13 protein-coding genes are annotated in these 16356 nt (G+C 68.0%); 7 read left to right on the top strand and 6 right to left on the bottom strand.

What is annotated here, in order from left to right; translation table 11 throughout:
- The 4 genes from G3M62_RS16595 to G3M62_RS16580 form a co-directional block, all read right to left on the bottom strand.
- Nucleotides 1-2397 carry a fimbria/pilus outer membrane usher protein gene (locus tag G3M62_RS16595; RefSeq protein WP_165188893.1) on the bottom strand — a complete coding sequence of 799 codons (2397 nt, stop codon included), beginning with the start codon at nt 2395-2397 and terminating at the stop codon, nt 1-3.
- Nucleotides 2375-3091 carry a fimbrial biogenesis chaperone gene (locus G3M62_RS16590; RefSeq protein ID WP_165188891.1) on the bottom strand — a complete coding sequence of 239 codons (717 nt, stop codon included), beginning with the start codon at nt 3089-3091 and terminating at the stop codon, nt 2375-2377. The genes G3M62_RS16595 and G3M62_RS16590 overlap by 23 nt, the downstream gene beginning before the upstream one ends.
- Nucleotides 3091-3591, bottom strand: a complete 501-nt coding sequence (locus tag G3M62_RS16585; protein ID WP_165188889.1) for a Csu type fimbrial protein — start codon at nt 3589-3591, stop codon at nt 3091-3093. Before G3M62_RS16585 ends, G3M62_RS16590 begins: the two co-directional genes overlap by 1 nt.
- 427 nt (nt 3592-4018) lie before the next feature.
- Nucleotides 4019-5233, bottom strand: coding sequence for an NADP-dependent isocitrate dehydrogenase (locus G3M62_RS16580; protein WP_165188887.1), 1215 nt, complete (start codon nt 5231-5233; stop codon nt 4019-4021).
- 195 nt (nt 5234-5428) lie between these two features.
- Here G3M62_RS16580 and G3M62_RS16575 point away from each other — a divergent pair, with 195 nt between their 5' ends.
- Nucleotides 5429-7957 (top strand): ATP-binding protein, encoded by a 2529-nt coding sequence (locus G3M62_RS16575; RefSeq protein WP_165188885.1) that lies wholly within the window; start codon nt 5429-5431, stop codon nt 7955-7957.
- A 22-nt stretch (nt 7958-7979) separates the two neighbouring features.
- Here the strand turns inward: G3M62_RS16575 and bla are convergent, their stop codons facing one another.
- A complete protein-coding gene (gene bla / locus G3M62_RS16570) occupies nt 7980-8993 on the bottom strand; it encodes a class A beta-lactamase (RefSeq protein ID WP_165188883.1) in 1014 nt (337 codons plus the stop codon).
- A gap of 91 nt (nt 8994-9084) precedes the next feature.
- Here bla and G3M62_RS16565 point away from each other — a divergent pair, with 91 nt between their 5' ends.
- Together G3M62_RS16565 and G3M62_RS16560 are read left to right on the top strand one after the other, a co-directional pair.
- Nucleotides 9085-9906: an RNA methyltransferase gene (locus G3M62_RS16565; protein ID WP_165188881.1), complete on the top strand. Its 822-nt coding sequence runs from the start codon at nt 9085-9087 to the stop codon at nt 9904-9906.
- A 74-nt stretch (nt 9907-9980) separates the two neighbouring features.
- Nucleotides 9981-11453: an OmpP1/FadL family transporter gene (locus G3M62_RS16560; protein WP_165188878.1), complete on the top strand. Its 1473-nt coding sequence runs from the start codon at nt 9981-9983 to the stop codon at nt 11451-11453.
- Nucleotides 11454-11469: 16 nt separating this feature from the next.
- Here the strand turns inward: G3M62_RS16560 and G3M62_RS16555 are convergent, their stop codons facing one another.
- Nucleotides 11470-12357 (bottom strand): LysR family transcriptional regulator, encoded by an 888-nt coding sequence (locus G3M62_RS16555; protein ID WP_165188876.1) that lies wholly within the window; start codon nt 12355-12357, stop codon nt 11470-11472.
- Nucleotides 12358-12474: 117 nt separating this feature from the next.
- On the opposite strand from G3M62_RS16555, the gene G3M62_RS16550 reads away from it, so the two are divergent.
- From G3M62_RS16550 to rpsD, 4 genes are all read left to right on the top strand, one after another.
- On the top strand, nt 12475-13584 hold the full coding sequence (locus tag G3M62_RS16550) for an S-(hydroxymethyl)glutathione dehydrogenase/class III alcohol dehydrogenase (protein ID WP_165188874.1): 1110 nt from the start codon (nt 12475-12477) through the stop codon (nt 13582-13584).
- A 198-nt stretch (nt 13585-13782) separates the two neighbouring features.
- Complete coding sequence (fghA, locus tag G3M62_RS16545; protein ID WP_165188872.1) at nt 13783-14634, top strand: S-formylglutathione hydrolase; 852 nt, start codon at nt 13783-13785, stop codon at nt 14632-14634.
- Between the two features lie 379 nt (nt 14635-15013).
- Nucleotides 15014-15532, top strand: a complete 519-nt coding sequence (locus tag G3M62_RS16540) for a transglutaminase-like cysteine peptidase (protein ID WP_205691874.1) — start codon at nt 15014-15016, stop codon at nt 15530-15532.
- Between the two features lie 149 nt (nt 15533-15681).
- Nucleotides 15682-16299 carry a 30S ribosomal protein S4 gene (gene rpsD / locus G3M62_RS16535; protein WP_165188870.1) on the top strand — a complete coding sequence of 206 codons (618 nt, stop codon included), beginning with the start codon at nt 15682-15684 and terminating at the stop codon, nt 16297-16299.
- The last annotated feature ends 57 nt before the right edge of the window (nt 16300-16356 follow it).

Raw genomic sequence — 16356 nt, 5'->3', positions numbered from 1 at the left:
TTAACGACAGATCGCTTCCACAACGCCTGGCCCTCCCGTCGCGCTGGGGGTGAAGGCGAAGTGGGCGACGCAGGTGGCGTCGTCCTCGAGGTGGACCGTCAGGTCGTTGGCCGGCGTCAGGTTGGTCAGGAAGGTCTGGCCGTCATAGCCGACGATGACGCGGTCGACCGAACCCGCGCGGGTGACCTCGGCGCCGGGCGGGACCACCTCGCCATTGGCCAGGCGCAGGGTGACCAGGGCCGAGGGCGGGGTCTTGGCGACGCCGAAGCGAACGCGCACGCCGCCGCCGTCGATCGGCGCGACCTGCTTTTCGGTGTCGGCGGCCTCCAGGTCGAGGGCCAGGTTCTGCGGGTCGATGGCGATCTTGTTCTGGTCGAAGGGGGCGAGGTTGCGCACCACGAGGCGACCGTCGCGGCCGCTGTGACCGATCATCTGGTTCTGGAACAGCACCGGCACGCCGGGCGCGCCGACGTCGACGAGAGCGAAGGCGCTGTCCAGGCGGTTGGCCAGGGCGGGACGTCCGCCCAGCCAGGCCACCGCGCCGTCCAGCTGGACCTGACCGCGCGTGGCGCCGTCGACGTACTGCGCCGCGCCCGAGACCCGGTAGGCCCGACCGCGATAGACGGCCTGTCCTTCGATCCTGGAGTTGGCGCCTTGGTCGACGCGGGCCCGCCAGGCGGTGGACCCCTCGCTCTGGTCCTCGGCCTTGCTGGCCTCGACGAAGCCGATGGTGTCGCCGCCCTGGGTCTCGGCCCCGACCGTGGCCGAGGTCGTCGCGCCCAGCGGGATGGCCACGCCGAAGAACGCCCCGACGTCCCGGCGGTCGCCCCGCGTGACATAGCCGGTGGCGTAGAGGGTGATGCGACGGTCCAGGGTCTGGCGCAGCGAGCCGTTCCAGACCGTGCGCTTCACGCGGTCCTGGGTTTCCTGCGCGGCATAGCCGACGCTGAGGGTGGCCGGCTCGTCGCCGCGACGCCAGACCGTGAGGTTCAGGGGGGCGGAGAGCGTCAGCTGGCGCACCGAGCGCGAGGGCAGGTCGCCGACCAGCTTGCCGTTTCGCCAGGCCCACTTGCCGGAGGTGGCGGCGGCGATGTCGCGGTAGCCGGACGAGGCCTGCAGGGCCATGGCCGAGATGTAGATCCCGGCGAAACGGCTGTCGAAGACCGCCGCGGCCAAGGTTCCGTCATGCCACTTGTTGTGGCTGGTCGCGACCGACACGGCCGCGACGCCCAGGCCGTTCAGCTGGGTCGCGACGCCGCCGCCCACATTGACAAGGCCCGCGCCGGCCTCGGCGTGGCCTTCCAGGGTCAGGCCGTCGCGCAGGCCGTAGCGAACGCTGCCGGTGGCCAGCGGCATGTCGGCGTAGTCGTTGGAGCGGACGCCGAAATAACGCCGGGCGACCCCGGCCTCGGCGGCGTAGTCCACGAAACCCCGGCGCAGCAGCAGCGGCGTGGTGAAGAACGGGGCGGTGACCGTGGTCTGGCGGCCGGTCTCGTCGCGCAGCACCAGGCGGGCCTGGCTGAAGCCCTGTGACGGCGGCAGGCCGTCGACCTCGATCGGACCGGCTCCGACCCGGCGCGACAGCACAGGCACGTCGTTGACGTAGAGGTCCAGGATCGACGGCGCGGCGGCGCTGGCCGACAGGCGCGGCGAGGGCAGGGTGATCAGGTCGGGGCGGGTGCCGAAGTCGCGGCGGATCTGCACGCCGGCCATGCGGATCGGCCGGGTCCAGGAGAAGCCCGCATTGATGAAGTCGCCGGCCCGGACGTTGAGGGCGTGGCGCGGCGAGTACCAGTTCCAGGTGGTGTCCAGGCGCACCAGGTCGGTCTGGCCGGAGGCGTAGGCGCCGGAGAAGGCCGACTCGAACGTGCCGAACCGGCCAAACAGCCGGGCCTCGACCGCCGCGCCCAGGCCGCCCAGGCGCGGGGTCTGGCCCTTGTCGTTCTGGCCGCCGTCGGCCGTCAGGGCGTAGTTCACGACGGCGCCGAAGTCCTGGCGGGCGTCCAGGCCGTCCAGTCCCGGCGGTCCCAGGTCGAAGCGCTGGGTCATCAGGCCGACGCCGGACGCCTCGACCATCAGGCGCTGGCCGTCTTCGTCATAGGTCGCGCGCAGGCCGGGCAAGACGGCCAGGTCGACAGGCTCCATCCGACGTGGCGCGGCCAGGCCGACGGCGCGCAGTTCGTCGGGGGTCATCAGCAGGCGGCCGTCGGCCTCGCGCGTCACCGAGGCCACCAGGCCGGTGTCGCGGTCGTTGATCCAGACCTCCAGCTGCAGGTCCTCGACGCTCGCCGCCGAACGCGCGGCGGGCGGCGGGATGTCCTGGGCCAGGGCGGGGGCGCGAAGGGTGGCGGCGGCCATCATCAGCACCGCCGCCTCAATCGCCCGCGAGCGGCGCATCGATGGGTCCGACGTCGGTGTCGGCGACCAGGCGCAGGCCGGGGGCGGGCGCGAAGGGGCCGGTCGGCCAGGTCATCTTCGAGCCGGGCAGGGCGTAGCCCACCAGGCCCTTGCGTTCGGCCAGCACGTCGCCGGCCGCGTCGACGACCTTCAGGTTCGAGACGCGCAGGTGCCGGCCGCCGGTGTTGATCGCCGTCAGGGCCGGCCCGTCCTTGGGCCCGTCCAGTCGCCATTCGACCCTGGCCTTGTCGGCCGAGGCGGCGAAGAACAGCGGGATGGAGTGGCGCATCAGCAGGGTGACCTGCCGGCCGCTGTCGCTGAGCGGCGGCGGCAGTTCGTCGACGATCAGGCGATAGGCTTCCTGCTTCTCGGGCAGCTTGGGGTCCAGCCGCACCACGCGGATGGTGCGGGCCGCGCCGGGCGCGACCTTGGAGATGGGCGGGCTGGCGACCACGCCGCTCGCCGGTTCCAGTACGTCCTTGCCGTCCACCTGGCGCCAGCGGAACACTCGCACCTGAACGTTCAGCGGCGTGGCGTCGTCGTTGAACAGGTTCAGGGTGGCGGCGTTCTGGCCGGAGGGCAGGTCCAGGCCGACCGGGCTGACGCGCAGGGTCGAGGCCACGGCGGGACTGAAGTCCCAGGCCGAGGCCATCAGAGCGATCAGAGCGGCGGCGAGGAGCGGGCGGCGGGTCATCAGTAGGTGATCGTCACCGACACCAGGTCGCTATAGGCGCCCATGGCGGGGGTCGACTGGGCGGGCACGCGTCCGTAGGCCGTGTAGGTTTGCACGCCGCCGTTGCCGGTGCCGGCCGCGGTGTCGACGTTCTGGGTGACACCCCACAGCTGGGTGCGGCTCGCGTCACGATAGAGCGCGTAGGACACCGTGTCGTTGGCGGCGCTGGTCATCTTGCGGGCGGCGACGGTCGCGCCCGTGCCCGCGCCCGCGCTGAGGGCGACGGTGTAGGGGGTGGAGTTGGTGCACTGCACGCCGATGGCGTTGGTGGTGTCGATATTGGCGTCGATGACGCCTTGCGTCCCAAAGTTCACATTTGAAGCCGACTGGACCTTGCATTCGCCTTGAATGGTCAAGTTGACTTGAAATGAACTGCTCGCCGTCGCCGCATTGGCGGCGGTAGCGATACCAAGCGCTGCAAGTACTGCGGTCGCGAAAATTGAAACGTATGCTTTTTGCATAGCGCACCCCATTGCCCAGCTCGCGCGGATTTACGCGGACTACGCTCTAGGGATGTGCGCTCGCTCTTGCCGAGTGATTAATAGGGGTTAGGACTTGGGTGCGGCGCCTCGCCGCACAGTTGTGAGGTCTTTTCGGACTCGCCCTGCGGCAATGCGCCGCTTGAGGATATCGGTGTTCGCCGACCGCCAAGCTTCAAAACCATAGGGTGTAAGGGTAATGCTCGTTTTAGTTTTGTAGGGCTCAGCTTGTCGACCACACGGTGCAACGTCAGACGGCGGACAAGCGGTGGTCACTATGTCGCACCGGTTCGACGCGTCCGGCTTCAGGATCAGGTCGTACGGCTCCGTTTCATGAGGCTGATCGGAACGAAAACGCCCTCCGGCGTGAACCGGAGGGCGTCGTCTTCTGAGCTCGCGAAAGGGGCTTTTAGGCCGCCATCGCCTTCTTCAGGTTCTCGTCGATCTTGTCGAGGAAGCCTTCGGTGGTCAGCCACGACTGCTTGTCGCCGACCAGCAGGGCCAGGTCCTTGGTCATGAAGCCGCTTTCGACGGTGTCGACGCAGACCTTTTCCAGAGTGTGGGCGAAGTCGGCCAGTTCCTGGTTGTTGTCCAGCTTGGCGCGGTGGGCCAGGCCACGGGTCCAGGCGAAGATCGAGGCGATCGAGTTGGTCGAGGTCGACTCGCCCTTCTGGTGCTGGCGGTAGTGGCGGGTGACGGTGCCGTGGGCGGCTTCGGCTTCCACCGTCTTGCCGTCCGGAGTCATCAGCACCGAGGTCATCAGGCCCAGCGAGCCGAAGCCCTGCGCCACGATGTCGGACTGCACGTCGCCGTCGTAGTTCTTGCAAGCCCAGACATAGCCGCCCGACCACTTCAGGGCCGAGGCCACCATGTCGTCGATCAGGCGGTGCTCGTAGTGGATGCCGGCGGCCTTGAACTTGTCGGCGTATTCGGCGTCGAAGATCTCCTGGAAGATGTCCTTGAAGCGGCCGTCATAGGCCTTCAGGATCGTGTTCTTCGTGGAGAGATAGACCGGATAGCCGCGGCCCAGGCCGTAGGCGAACGAGGCGTGGGCGAAGTCGCGGATCGACTCGTCGAGGTTGTACATGCCCATGGCCACGCCGGCCGACGGGCTCTTGAACACTTCGTGCTCGATGGTCTGGCCGTCGTCGCCGACGAACTTGATCGACAGCGTGCCCTTGCCCGGGAACAGGAAGTCGGTGGCCTTGTACTGGTCGCCGAACGCGTGGCGGCCGACGATGATCGGCTGGGTCCAGCCCGGCACCAGGCGCGGCACGTTCTGACAGATGATGGGCTCGCGGAAGATCACGCCGCCCAGGATGTTGCGGATCGTGCCGTTCGGCGACTTCCACATCTTCTTCAGATTGAACTCGGTGACGCGTTGCTCGTCCGGAGTAATCGTGGCGCACTTCACGGCCACGCCGTGCTTCTTGGTCGCCTCGGCCGCGTCGATCGTGACCTGGTCGTTGGTGGCGTCGCGGTTTTCGACGCTCAGGTCGAAATAGTCGAGCTCCAGGTCCAGGTACGGGAAGATCAGCTTATCCTTGATGAGCTTCCAGATGATCCGGGTCATTTCATCGCCGTCCATGTCGACGACGGGGTTGGCGACTTTAATCTTGGCCATTGCGGGGTCTTTCCTCTCGCGGTGGCGCGCCTGTGACTCTTTGGCGCACAGGGCCTGGGAGCGGCGCGGACGGCGTGCCTATAGACTGTTGCGAGCCGGGGGGAAAGCCGAGGTCGTGCGGAAGCCGCAGATGCGGTGTAAGTCTTTGATCTGCGTGTAAATCTCTGTTGAGGCTTGTGGGGGTACGAACGGGGCGTGAAGAAGCGGGCAGCCATAGCCGACGTCACTTCGCCGCTCGCGCGGCGACTGCTGGCGATCGTCGCGATCCTGTCCATCGCCGTGACGGGTGTCGCCACGGCCGTAACCTTCGTCTTCGTGCAGCGCGCCACCGCCGACGCCCAGATGCGTCATCTGACCGAATATGTCGCCGAGCGGGTCAAGACCGAGGACCGCCTGTTCTCCGACCTGGTGCGCGTGCACGAGGCGGCGTCCGATTCCCTGGCCCGGCGGCTGCAGGCCATGGACCCCAGCACGATCGACCGCGAATTCGACGCCCAGTTCCCCAAGCGCAGCGATGGCACGCGCCGCACGGCCGACGCGCTCTACGACGGCGGGGTGGTCGACGGTGACTACACCTACGGGATCGGCGGCTATCTGCGCGACGCCGACAAGCTGACCCAGCAGCAGAAGGGCTTGTTCCTGGCCGTCACCCAGGTGGTCTCGCACACCGGCGAGGCCGAGCTGAACCGCTACGACAACTTCTATTTCTTCACGCCGGAAACCCGGCTGGTGATGTTCGGGCCCAAGCGTCCCGACCGGCTGATGTACTATCGCCAGAAGGCTCCGCCGAGCTTCGACGTCAGCGGCGAGGAGATGACCCTGCTGACCCTGCCGCCGCAGAACCCGCAGCGGGTGATGCGGTGCACCAAGCTGCGCAAGCTGCTGTCCGACCCCAGCGGTCGGGGCCTGAACTCGGCCTGCATGACGCCCTTCGACTATCACGGCAAGCAACTGGGCGCCTGGGGCACCAGTCTGTCGCTGGACTCCTACCTTCTGCGGGCGGTCGAGGACGCCTTGCCGGGCGGGCGCAACATGATCGTCTCGTCGGACGGCGAGCTGATCGCCGCCCCGGGCCTGGCCAAGAACGGCGTCGTCGACGTCCAGACCCTGGTGCGGGCCCAGACCCAGGAGGGCGTGGCCGAGGTCGTCCGCCAGATCCGCGCGGGCGGCGCCGAGGCCGGCGCGTTGCGCAATGGCGACCGGGTGATCGCCTTTGGCCGGCTCAAGGAGCCCGACTGGTATTTCCTGATGAGCTTCCCGTCGAACGACCTGGTGTGGTCGGCGGTCAAGACGGCCTCGTGGGTGCTGCTGTTCGGCGTGCTGGGCGTGATCATTCAGGTGGCCGCGCTCTACCGGGTAATGCGCCACACGGTCGAGCGGCCGCTGCGGGTGCTGGCCGAGGCCCACCGCACCGGCGCCGCCGCCGAGGCCGAGCCCATCGAGGACCGCACCGACGAGATCGGCGCCCTGGCCCGCACCCTGCGCAGCCAGCGCGACGGCAATATCGAGCTACTGCGGTCGCTGGAGGAGCGCGTGGCCGAGCGCACCATCGAGCTGGAGCGCGCCAACCAGGCCAAGTCGGTGTTCCTGGCCAACATGTCCCACGAGCTGCGCACGCCGCTGAACGGCGTCATCGCCATCGGCGACCGCCTGGCCGAGGAGACCGACCCGGAGCGCCGTCGCGAGCTTTCGGCCCTGGTCACCTCGTCGGGGCGCCTGCTGGAGCAGGTGCTCAGCGACATTCTCGACGTCTCCAAGATCGAGGCCGGCCAGTTCCAGCTGACCCAGGCTCCGTTCGACCTGGCCACCCTGGTCGGCGGCGTCGCCGAGTTGCACCGCGCCTCGGCCGAGGCCAAGGCCCTGGACTTTAAATGGTCGATCCAGCCGGGCCTGTCGGGCAGCTATCTGGGCGACGGCGGGCGCATCAGCCAGATCCTCAACAACCTGCTGGCCAACGCCGTGAAGTTCACCGCCATCGGTGAAGTGGCGCTGAGCGTCGAGCGGGCCGAGGACGGGCTCAGCTTCATCGTCAGCGACACCGGCGTCGGCTTCGACGACACCGTGCGCCGGCGGCTGTTCAAGCGCTTCGTTCAGGCCGACCAGTCGATCACCCGCCAGTTCGGGGGCACGGGCCTGGGCCTGTCGATCTGCGCGGCCCTGGCCGAGATGATGGGCGGCCGCATCGACGCCCGCGCCGTGCTGGGCCGGGGGGCGATCTTCCAGGTCGACCTGCCGCTGGAGCATGTGCGCGCCGTCGAGGACGAGGTCTTCGACGAGGAGGAGGAGATCTCGCTGGAAGGTCTGCGGGTGCTGGTCGCCGAGGACCATCCGACCAACCAGAAGGTGGTCGAGATCATCCTCCAGCCCTTCGACGTGGCCCTGACCATGGTCGAGGACGGCCAGGCGGCGCTGGACGCCTTCACGCCGGGGGCGTTCGACGCGATCCTGATGGACATGCAGATGCCGGTGATGGACGGCCTGACCGCCACCCGCCTGATCCGCGAACGCGAAGCCGCCGCCGGCGCGCCTCCGGTGCTGCTGATCATGCTGACCGCCAACGCCATGGAAGAACACATCCAGGCCGCCAAGGCCGCCGGCGCCGACCTCCACCTGTCCAAGCCGGTTCGGCCGGCTCAGTTGCTGGAGGCCCTGGCGCGAACGCGGATGGGCAGAGGCGACCCTCTCCCAGAGGGAGGGGCCCGCGCTGAAAGCGTGGGAGGGTGAGGGGTTACGCCGTCGCCGTCTTCTACTTCGCCGCCTTGATGACCACGCGCCCTACGTCGGCGATGGCCTTTTCCTGATCGGCCACGCTCAACGCCGAGCCGGACACGAACGCCACGACCGCGAACTTGCGGCCGTCCTTCAGCGTGTAGACGCCGATATCGTTGACCGCCGGGGTAAAGTCGAGGTCAGTGCGAGCGGTCCCGGGCACGTGGGCCAGGCGGGCGCCGTCGGGGAGGGCGGCGCGCAGACGGTTCGGGGCCAGGGTCGTCTGGCCGGTGATCCGACCCAGCACGCGTCGCGACTCCGGCTCCAGCAGCTCGGCCTGGTTCAGGGCCTCCAGGAAGCGCAGGGCGCCGAGCGGCGTGGCGGTGTCGCGCGGGTCGGCCAGATAGGCCAGGGTGGCGCGGCGGCGATCGGCGGCGGGCACGGCGTTCAAAGCGGCGCGATAGGCGGCCTCGCCCTTCCAGCCTGCGCGGAACGAGGCCAGGCCCAAGCTGTCGGGCTGGATCTGCCGCTCGTAGCGGTCGACGTCCAGGTGCATGACCTTGCGACCTTGCAGCCACGCGGTGACCGCGCCGGGGCCGCCGACCCGCTTCATCAGCACGTCGGCGGCGGTGTTGTCGCCTTGCCCCACCGCGCGTTCCAGCAGCTCCTGGATGGTGTAGGTGTTGCGCCCCGGCCAGGCGTCGGCGATGGCGCTGGGCGGCGGGGAGAGATCGACGTCCTCGATCAGCACGGTGTCGTCCAGCTTCAGCCGCTTGGCCTCGATCTCGGCCATCACCGCCGCGCCCAGCGGGGCCTTGAACACGCCCTGCATCGGGAAGCGCTTCTCGCCGTTGAACGAGATGATCTGGCCGGTGCCCAGGTCCTCGACCGCCACGCCCAGATTGCCGGGCGCCACGCGGTTGGCGATGGGCTGGAAGTCGGCCGTCAGTTTCGCCCGGTCGAACAGCGGGTCCGTCTGGCCCAGCATCGGCGGCTCGCCGCAGCTCGCCAACGCGAGGGTCAAGAGAAGGGCGGCGGCGCGTTTGAACATGTCGGTCTCGGGTCAGCTGGACCGTGGCTAAACGCACGAACCGCCATTGTGGGGCTTGCACCGCGCGCCGGTCCGGCGGCAAAGGGTGGCGATGACCTCGAAACACCTCCCGCCCTGCGTGATCCTGAACCACCCGCAACTGGCCGAAAACATCGGCGCGGTCGCCCGGGTGATGGCCAATTTCGGGCTCGAGGACCTGCGCCTGGTCAAGCCGCGCGACGGCTGGCCCCAGGAACGGGCCTGGCCCAGCGCCTCGGGCGCCACCTGGCCGCTGGACAACGCCAAGGTGTTCGACACGCTGGAAGAGGCGATCGCCGACCTGAAGCTGGTGTTCGCCACCACGGCCCGACCGCGCGAGACCCGCCTGCCGGTCTACACCCCGCGCGAGGCGGCTGGCCACCTGGCCGCCGACGTCGCCCAGGGCTATGCGGTGGGCCTGCTGTTCGGCGGCGAACGGGCGGGGCTGGAGACCGACGACATCGCCCTGTGCCAGGCCATCGTCTCGATCCCGATCGACGAGCGCTTCCGGTCGCTGAACCTGGCGCAGGCGGTGTCGATCAACGCCTACGAATGGAAGATGACGGTCGACGATCGGCCGTGGTCGCGGTTCGAATACAACGTCGCCGAGCCGGCCGACCAGTCCAGCCTTCTGGGCCTGTACGGTCAGCTGGAGGACGAGCTGGAGAAGGCGGGCTTCTACCATCCGCCCGAGAAGAAGCCGTCGATGGTCCGCAACCTGCGCGCCCCGCTGGCCCGGGCCCGGCTGACCGAGCAGGAGGTGCGCACCTTCCGCGGCGTCGTCACCGCCCTGTCGAAGGGACGCGGCCGGGTGCTGGCCAAGCTGGCCGAGCAGAAGGCCCGCAAGGGCGCCGAAGCGTCCAAAACGAAAGACGAAAGCGGCTCCGAAACCTAGTCGGAACCAAATTCTCCCTGGTCACGTTTCGGGCTCAAGACGGCCAGTGTCGGTTGGCCGACAGGGAGGAAACCGTGATCAAAGGTCTTCGGACCTGGCTCGCCTTGGGCGTGGCCGGGAGCGTGATGGTCTGCGCCTCGAGCGCGGCGGCGGGGGCGTTCTACATCCAGGAACAGTCGGTGAAGGGCGCGGGCCGGGCCTATTCGGGCGAGGTCACCGACACCGGCGCGGAGGCGATGTTCTGGAATCCGGCGGCCATCGGCCGGCTGGAGGGCAAGGAGGTCTATACCGGCGCCTCGGGCGTGTTCGTCACCGGCACCGTGACCGACGAGGGCTCGACCCTGCAGCGTCCGACCCTGAACGTGCCCACTTTGCTGGGCACGCCGATTCCGGGCCTGCCGAACGGCGTCACCGGTCTGCTCAGCGGCGTGCTGCCCGGCCTGACCAACGGGGTGCTGATCCCGACGCTGAACAGCCTGCCCAACATCGCGCTGCTTCCGCCCCAGCCCGTCGGCGGCAATCGCGTGGCCAAGGACCCGATCCCCAAGTCGATCGTGCCCAACTTCGCCTTCGCCATGCCAGTCACCGACCGCATCTCGGTGGGCCTGGGCATCAACGCCCCGTTCAACGCCATCACCACCTATGACGGCGACAGCTGGACGCGCTACGGCGCGATCAAGTCGCGGTTCCTGAACATCAACCTGCAGACCGCCGTCTCGATGCGGGTGACCGACTGGCTCAGCGTCGGCGGCGGCGGCAATGTCGACTATTTCGACGCCACCTTCAGCCAGAACGGCCCCGACCTGATCGCGCCGTTCCCGGATGGCCGGATCGAGGTCAAGGGCAGCGACACGCGCTTCGGCTGGAACGCCGGCGCCCAGCTGCGCCCGGCCAAGTGGGTGACCGTCGGCGGCAGCTACCGCTCGGGTTACAAGCACCACCTGGACGGCGACGTGACCATCTACGGCTTCCAGGGCCCGTTCGCCCTGGTCACCAGCAAGCAGGAAGCCACCACCAATTTCGACCTGCCGTGGATCGCCACCGGCGGGATCACCGTGCGACCGATGGACCGCCTGGCGCTGCACGCCCAGGTCCAGCGCTTCGGCTGGAGCGACTTCGACAACGTCCGCGTCGACCTGAAGGGCGCGGGCCAGCTGTTGCCCGGCGCGCTGCTGCCCGACCAGATCACGGTCCACGAGTTCTACAAGGACACCACCAACGTGGCGGTCGGCCTGGACTTCGCCGTCACCAACTGGCTGACCGTGCGGGCCGGCGCCCAGAAGGACCCGACCCCAACCAACGACCTCTATCGCGACCCGCGCGTGCCGGACGGCGACCGCAAGCTCTACAGCGTGGGCACGACGGTCACGCCCAGGCCGGGCATGCACTTCGACCTCAGCGCCGCCTACATCAAGCTGAAGGACAGCGTGATCCACAGCGATCAGGTGCTGTACGACGGCACGGCCTTCCCGATGAACCTGTCGCTGCGCGGCCGGTCGGAAGGCAAGGGCCTGGTGGTCGGCGGTGGGGCGCGGTTCACGTTCTAGGCGGCGTGCGTCGTTCCTATCCAGCGAGGGGAGAGGGATTCAGCGCCGCCTCCAGATGCTCCACCAGCAGCCGCACCTTGGCCGGCAGGTGGCGCAGGTGCGGATACACCGCCCAGACGCCTTCGTCGGCCGGGCGGTGGCGCTCCATCAGCGGGATCAGCGTTCCTGCCGCGATCGGCGCGTCGACATAGAAGTTGGGCAGTTGGCACAGGCCCAGCCCGGCCAGGGCGGCGTCCAGCACCGCCTGACCGCTGTTGCAGCGCCACCGGCCGCGCGGCCGCAGCGTTGTCTCCTGGCCGGCGTCGCTGAACGTCCAGGTCTCGCTGGCCCCGACGACGCAGGCATGGTCGGCGATGGCGGCCAGGCTTTGCGGCGCGCCCGCCCGCTCCAGGTAGGCCGGCGCGGCGCACAGGCGGCGGGTGCGCGAGGCCAGGCGCCGGGCGATCAGCCGGCTGTCGCTGAGCCGGCCGAAGCGGATGGCCAGGTCGAAGCCGTCGCTGACCAGGTCGCGGATCCCGTCATCCAGCACGATATCCAGCGACAGTCGCGGGTGGGCCAGGGCGAAGGCGTTTACGGCCGGCACCACGTAGCGCTCACCATAGGCCGAGGCGCAGGTCATCCGAAGCTGGCCTTTCAGTTCGCCCTCGTCCTCGCCGACCATCTGCATGGCTAGGTCGCGCTCCTGGATCAGGGCGCGGCAGCGGGTCAGGAACAGCCGTCCCGCGTCGGTCAGGCTGACCCGGCGGGTGGTGCGATAGAGCAGGCGAGTCTGCAGCCGGTCTTCCAGTCGCGCCACCTCGCGGCTGACGCCCGAGGTCGACAGATTGAGCCGGGCGGCGGCGCGGCTGAAGCTCTCGGCCTCGGCCACCGCCACGAACTCGTCGATCCCGTCCCATCGGCTCATGGGTCGGTGATGCGACGATTGTCCCATTAGTGCAATAATGTTTTGCGCGGTTCGGGATTATCGCGCGACCGGCTCCGGCGTACGACAGGGCGCACAAAGAATCCGGAGACCTGACCGATGAAAACCCGCGCCGCCGTCGCCTTCGAGGCCAAGAAGCCGCTGGAGATCGTCGAGGTCGACCTGGAAGGCCCCAAGGCCGGCGAGGTCCTGATCGAGATCAAGGCTACCGGCGTCTGCCACACCGACGCCTACACCCTGGACGGCCTGGACAGCGAGGGCCTGTTCCCCTCGATCCTGGGTCACGAGGGCGCGGGCGTGGTGGTCGAGGTGGGCGCAGGCGTCACCAGCCTGGCGGTCGGCGACCACGTGATCCCGCTCTACACGCCCGAATGTCGCCAGTGCAAAAGCTGCCTTTCGGGCAAGACCAACCTCTGCACGGCCATCCGCGCCACCCAGGGCAAGGGGCTCATGCCCGACGGGACGAGCCGCTTTTCCTACAAGGGCCAGACCATCCACCACTACATGGGCTGTTCGACCTTCTCGAACTACACCGTGCTGCCCGAGATCGCCGTGGCCCGCATCCGCAAGGACGCCCCGTTCAAGACCGCCTGCTACTGCGGCTGCGGCGTGACCACGGGCGTGGGCGCGGTGACCAACACCGCCAAGGTCGAGCCGGGCGCCAACGCCATCGTGTTCGGCCTGGGCGGCATCGGCCTGAACGTCATCCAGGGCCTGAAGCTGGTCGGCGCCAACATGATCATCGGCGTGGACCTGAACCCGGACCGCGAGGCATGGGGCCGCAAGTTCGGCATGACCCACTTCGTGAACCCGAAAGACGTGCAGGGTGATCTGGTCGCCCACCTGGTGGCCCTGACCGACGGCGGCGCGGACTACACCTTCGACGCTACCGGCAACACCACGGTGATGCGCCAGGCGCTGGAGGCCTGCCATCGCGGCTGGGGCGAAAGCATCATCATCGGCGTGGCCGAGGCCGGCAAGGAGATCGCTACGCGTCCGTTCCAGCTGGTCACCGGCCGGGTCTGGAAGGGCACGGCCTTCGGCGGCGCCCGCGGCCGCACCGACACGCCCAAGATCGTCGACTGGTACATGGACGGCAAGATCCAGATCGATCCGATGATCACCCACGTCCTGCCGCTGGAGCGCATCAACGAGGCGTTCGACCTGATGCACGCGGGCGAGAGCATCCGGACCGTGGTGACGTTCTAGTTTTTCCTTCTCCTCTTGCGGGAGAAGGTGTCGCCGCAGGCGACGGATGAGGGGTTGATGGTCGGTTCAGCCGCGAACGGCGCCGCCAATGCGACCCCTCATCCGACCTGCGGAGTTTATCCTCGAGCGCGCGCTTCGCGCGACCCGAGGGCAGGCCACCTTCTCCCGCAAGGGCAGAAGGATTTCGAGAACCGACCAATGTCCGATGTTGAAGTCCTGAACGCCCACCGCACCCAGGGGGGCACGCTCCGCTACTGCCGGCACGACAGCGCCAGCACCGGCACGCCGATGAAGTTCACCGTCTGGACCCCCGACGGGGAGGGCCCGTTCCCCTATCTCGTCTGGCTGTCGGGGCTGACCTGCACCGAGGACAACTTCACCATCAAGTCGGGCGTCTACGAGCACGCGGCCAGGCACGGCCTGGCCATCGTCGCGCCCGACACCTCGCCGCGCGGCCCAGACCTTCAAGGGAATGCCGTCGCCGACGATCCGGCCTACGACCTGGGGCAGGGGGCGGGGTTCTATGTCGACGCCACCGAGGCTCCGTGGGCGCCGCACTTCAAGATGTATTCCTATGTGACGAAAGACCTGCTGGAGGCCGTGGACGGCGCCTTTCCGCTGGATCCGTCCCGGCGCGGGATCTCCGGCCACTCGATGGGCGGCCACGGAGCCCTGACGATCGCCCTGCGCAACCCGGACCTCTTCAAGTCGGTCAGCGCCTTCGCGCCGATCGTCTCGCCGCTGAACTGCCCTTGGGGCGACAAGGCCATGACCGCCTATCTGGGTCCCGACCGCGCTGCCTGGCGGGCCCATGACGCCACGGCCCTGATCGAGGACGGCGCGGGCGCCAGCTTCGACGAAATCCTCATCGACCAGGGCCTGGCCGACAGCTTCCTGGAAGGCCAGTTGAAGCCCGAGCTGATCGAAGCCGCCGCCGCCAAGGCCGGGCGCAAGGTCACCGTCCGTCGCCAGGACGGCTACGACCACAGCTACTTCTTCATCGCCACCTTCCTCGGCGAGCATGTGGCCTGGCACGCCGCCCGGCTGTAAGTCGCGCGCTCGCCTGGCGCTCCAGACCTCTTCTTTCCGATGTCGAATCTGGCTGCTTTAACAGGCAGGGGCAGATTGCTTATGGTTAATTGAAGGGGTGGTTTATACTGAATTCGATCGAATTCTTCTGTGTATATACGCGAAATACCTGAAGATTTACGGCATAGATTGTTGCTAAATAAGCAACTTGGCCATTCGCCTTTAATATAACACATCGAAATGTGAGCATCGCCGCAGTGAGGTGACGCGTCATGTTGCTTTGTTCAGTGAACGATCGCGATTTCCATCAAGGTTATTCGCGACGAAATTCGGCGGTGTTCGGAGAAAGCGATCGCGGTTGCTTCGGGGGCGCCGCGTCTCCAGAGCGTCGGTGGCGGGCTTGACGCTTCGCAAGGCGTTCCTGTTCGGCGCGGGCTTCGGCGCGCTGGCCGGGTTCCTGGTGGCGGCCTACATGGTCGGCTCCAGCGCCAGGGCGCGCGCGACGCGATGCGCGGCCCTGACCGGCGAGAAGCAGCTGCAGTGCGTCACCCGCGAAACCAACAAGGCCATCGTGGTGACCAACGATCTGGACCACTACGGGGTCGACGACGTCTGGGTGGAGGATCCCGCCGACGGCAAGGGCGATTGCGAGGACTTCGCCCTGACCAAGGCCCGGGTCCTGCAACAGCTGGGCTGGAGCGCGTCGCGCATGCAGTTGGCCGTGTTCGGCTATGGCAAGCAGGCTCACGCCGTGCTGGTGGTCGACAACACCTACGTGCTGGACAACCTGACGCCCTGGGTGGGGCGCTGGAAGGGCTATAGTCCCAGGGCCATGGGCGTCTACCCGATCGAGGTGGCGCGGAAGCTGTCGCGGTTCACGCCGGGCCTGATGAACACCGCGGTCGCCGCCGGCCGTTGACTCCCCGCCGGCCCTCCGTCATAAACCGCCCCTTCTCGCCGCCGGCTTGCCGGACGGCGCGAAAAACGCATGACGGAATGACCCGAAGCCGCCGTTGAGATCGCACCCTCTCGAGGGCGCCGGCCCGGATCGAACTAAAAGAGTGACTTATGTCCAAGCGCCACAGCGCCAAGTACAAGATCGATCGCCGTATGGGCGAAAACCTCTGGGGCCGGCCGAAGTCGCCGGTGAACCAGCGGTCCTACGGCCCCGGCCAGCACGGCCAGCGCCGCAAGCAAAAGGTTTCGGACTTCGGTCTGCAGCTGCGCGCCAAGCAAAAGCTGAAGGGCTACTACGGCAACCTGACCGAGAAGCAATTCTCGCGCACCTACGAAGAAGCCGCGCGCCGCAAGGGCAACACGGCTGAAAACCTGGTGGGTCTGCTGGAATCGCGCCTGGACGCCATCGTCTATCGCGCCAAGTTCGTCCCGACCGTGTTCGCCGCCCGCCAGTTCGTGAACCACGGCCACGTGACCGTGAACGGCAAGCGCGTCAACATCGCCAGCTACCGCGTCAAGATCGGCGATGTGGTCGCCGTTCGCGAAAAGTCGCGCAACATGGCTCTGGTGCTGGAAGCCGTGGCCTCGGCCGAACGCGACTTCTGCGAATACATCACCGTCGACGCCAAGGGCCTGTCGGCGACCTTCGTCCGCGTGCCGGAACTGGCTGAAGTGCCGTACCCGGTGAAGATGGAACCGAACCTCGTCGTCGAATTCTACGCTTCGTAAGCGTCGACCTCGAAGACGATCGGAACGGCCCCGGAGAAATCCGGGGCCTTTTTCGTT

The organism is Caulobacter soli (assembly GCF_011045195.1).
Lineage (GTDB): Bacteria > Pseudomonadota > Alphaproteobacteria > Caulobacterales > Caulobacteraceae > Caulobacter > Caulobacter soli.
This window is presented reverse-complemented; position numbering and strand designations above follow the sequence as displayed.

Excerpts from the sequence above, each read along its gene's own strand:
- fghA (WP_165188872.1), top strand. The coding sequence starts at position 13,783 with ATGTCCGATGTTGAAGTCCTGAACGCCCACCGCACCCAGGGGGGCACG.
- G3M62_RS16565 (WP_165188881.1), top strand. The coding sequence starts at position 9,085 with ATGACCTCGAAACACCTCCCGCCCTGCGTGATCCTGAACCACCCGCAA.
- G3M62_RS16580 (WP_165188887.1), bottom strand. The coding sequence starts at position 5,233 with ATGGCCAAGATTAAAGTCGCCAACCCCGTCGTCGACATGGACGGCGAT.
- G3M62_RS16555 (WP_165188876.1), bottom strand. The coding sequence starts at position 12,357 with ATGAGCCGATGGGACGGGATCGACGAGTTCGTGGCGGTGGCCGAGGCC.
- G3M62_RS16585 (WP_165188889.1), bottom strand. The coding sequence starts at position 3,591 with ATGCAAAAAGCATACGTTTCAATTTTCGCGACCGCAGTACTTGCAGCG.
- G3M62_RS16595 (WP_165188893.1), bottom strand. The coding sequence starts at position 2,397 with ATGCGCCGCTCGCGGGCGATTGAGGCGGCGGTGCTGATGATGGCCGCC.
- rpsD (WP_165188870.1), top strand. The coding sequence starts at position 15,682 with ATGTCCAAGCGCCACAGCGCCAAGTACAAGATCGATCGCCGTATGGGC.
- bla (WP_165188883.1), bottom strand. The coding sequence starts at position 8,993 with ATGTTCAAACGCGCCGCCGCCCTTCTCTTGACCCTCGCGTTGGCGAGC.
- G3M62_RS16590 (WP_165188891.1), bottom strand. The coding sequence starts at position 3,091 with ATGACCCGCCGCCCGCTCCTCGCCGCCGCTCTGATCGCTCTGATGGCC.
- G3M62_RS16550 (WP_165188874.1), top strand. The coding sequence starts at position 12,475 with ATGAAAACCCGCGCCGCCGTCGCCTTCGAGGCCAAGAAGCCGCTGGAG.